Below are 2367 nucleotides of genomic sequence, written 5' to 3'. Positions count from 1 at the left end.
GACACAACCCACACCAAAGAATAACCGCAGAACGGACCCGAGGGGATGGGCACCCAGGGGACGGGCGCCACGGGTGATGGGCACGTCAGTCCGGCAAGCCCGAATATCGCCGGCCATCCCAACTCCAATGCCGATCAGCGCTGAGCCACCAGCTCCCGCTCGATCAGCACCGGCGGAATCATCCCCGATCCATTCCACTTGTCCAGGAAGTCGCGCAGCACGAACGGCTTGTCCTGCTGCTCAAGCGCATGCGAATCCATCGCGATGACATGATCGAGTTCCAGCTTGCCGACGATATAGCTGGTGCCGTAGCCGGGCTGGCGCAGATAGAGCAGCTGCTCGAACGCGGTCAGTTCGTCATTGGGGTTCGACCAGCTGCGCGGCGTCCATTCGGCGTGGAAATGCCCGGCCTGCTTCAGGCTCCATTCGTTCGACTGGACATAGAGCGAGGCGAGGCCGCGCGCGGCGCGATTGGCCAGCATGATCCATACCAGCTCCTTCGCACGCGGATTGTCGTCGTAGAGGCCGGCATGCATCAGCAGCTCCTCGAACGCCGTCGCGAAACCCTCGGCCCGCACGTCCCAGATGTTCGACAGCGAAGCCTCGCGCCGGATCAGGCTGGGATGCGGTTCGTCACGCATGCGGGCAAGGTCGATCCAGTGATAGTCATGGCTGTAGAGCAGCATCGGCTCACGCATGATGACCTGGGTGAAGAACGGCCGCTTGCCCTCCGGCGCGAAGTGGCTGATCTGCGGGACCAGCGCATCCTTGAGATAGGGCTTGTCCGGGATGATCTCCTGCTTGACCAGGAAATCGACGAACGTGTCGAGCCGCTCATGCGCCAGCCTGTCGAAACTCGCGGCGTCGGGCGCCGGCGCCAGCGGCGGCAGGTTGCGGTTGTTATGCTCCTCCAGCCGCAGCGCGGCATGCGCGCGATCAAGCTCGCGGCGCAGCAGCACGACCTCTTCGTCCCAGGTGTAGGGCACCAGATGGACGTTCTTCTGATACCAGTCGTAATTCTCCTTGCCGACACCCGAAGGCCCGGTCTTGCCCGGCGCCTCGGCCTTGACCCAGTCGATGAAGCCCTGGGTCGCGGCGATCGCGTCGGCGACCGCTTTCCTGAGCGCGGGGCTCGCCCCTTTCAGGTTCGCGTTCCAGCTTCCTTCGAGCGTGCTCACCGTCAGCGTGCCCGCCTGAAGCTGCTGGAGCGCCTGCAGCTGCCCGTCGAGGCTCGCGACGCTGTAGACCCACAGGTCGCGCGCATTGGCGTCCTTCAGGTTGACGCGGCCCTGCGCCAGGAAGCCGGGGATCGCGCCGATCTCGCCGAGCAGTTTCTTCTGGTCGGCGGACGAGAGTGGATATTTATAGGCGTAGAGCAGCGTCTCCGGGCTCGCCACCGGCGCCTCGCGCGAGGGCACGTCGGTGCGCGACGGCCAGATCGTGACGTAGAAACTCGGATCGCGCGCCCAGGGCCGCAGCACGCGCTGGTCGAAATCCATGCCGTTCATCTCGGCCTTGACCAGCTGGTAATCGGTCTGCTGCGCGACCGGCCAGCCTTTGGGGTCGATCACAGCGAGCCGCGCCTGCCAGCCGGGCAGCGCCGCCGCCTTCTTCGCCATGCCGGCGACGGTATAGTCGGGCACGCCGCCATGCCATTCGGGCCGGGCGAAGGCGCGCCATTCCCGGAACAGCGTGACCAGCGCGGGATAGCCGGCCGTCGACGCGGTCTGCGCCCCGGCGGGGGCTGCGGCGGAGACGGCGGCGGCCGTGCCCATGGCGAGCATCAATGCCCCGGCGAGACGATATGCGATAGCCATGCGGCTTCCCCTTGCGTGACGTTCATGATGTTGGTTCATTCCGCCGGACCGGCCGGCAGGTCTTCATCGGGATCGTTGGCCATCATGGCGAACGGATGGAGTCGGATATCGGCGCGCCCGGCAATGCCATGGGCGCGACCGGGGCAGCGGGCCATCGCGTCGGGCATCATCGCGCCGCCGCCGCTCCAGCCCAGCAGGCCGATGCGGCCGGCATGGCAAGCGCGAACCAGGCCGCACGCGCAATCATATGCCACACCACCATGCCTACCTCTCACCGCCAATATGGTATACTTTATTCTTTGCTTGCGGACTGTCAATGACGCTTTTCGGAAAAAGCGGGATCAAGCCTGCCGATGCAGCGCGCAGCCGGCGTCGTGCCGGGGCGCCGCATGCATGCAGAAAGAAACGGATAAAGGGCGGGCTAGACCGCGGCGGCCAGTTGCTGCCGCAGGTCGTCCAGCGTCTTCTGGATGTGCGCCACCGTCAGCGTGCGCAGCCGTTCGAAGTCACGCCCCACCCAGGCATCGAGCATCTGGCGATGCTCCTCGTT

At 65.7% G+C, this 2367-nt stretch carries 2 protein-coding genes; both read right to left on the bottom strand.

Annotated features, from left to right (window positions below):
- Positions 1 to 134: 134 nt before the first annotated feature.
- A complete protein-coding gene (locus WFP78_RS23360) occupies positions 135 to 1817 on the bottom strand; it encodes a DUF885 family protein (protein ID WP_336966913.1) in 1683 nt (560 codons plus the stop codon).
- A gap of 35 nt (positions 1818 to 1852) precedes the next feature.
- Positions 1853 to 2071, bottom strand: coding sequence for a hypothetical protein (locus WFP78_RS23355; protein ID WP_336966912.1), 219 nt, complete (start codon positions 2069 to 2071; stop codon positions 1853 to 1855).
- Positions 2072 to 2367 lie beyond the last annotated feature (296 nt).

Source organism: Sphingobium aquiterrae, from assembly GCF_037154135.1.
Lineage (GTDB): Bacteria > Pseudomonadota > Alphaproteobacteria > Sphingomonadales > Sphingomonadaceae > Sphingobium > Sphingobium aquiterrae.
The sequence above is the reverse complement of the archived record's forward strand: the minus strand, read 5'-3'. Positions and strand labels throughout refer to the sequence as shown.

Coding starts and splice junctions, on each gene's coding strand:
- WFP78_RS23360 (WP_336966913.1), bottom strand. CDS start 1,817: ATGGCTATCGCATATCGTCTCGCCGGGGCATTGATGCTCGCCATGGGC.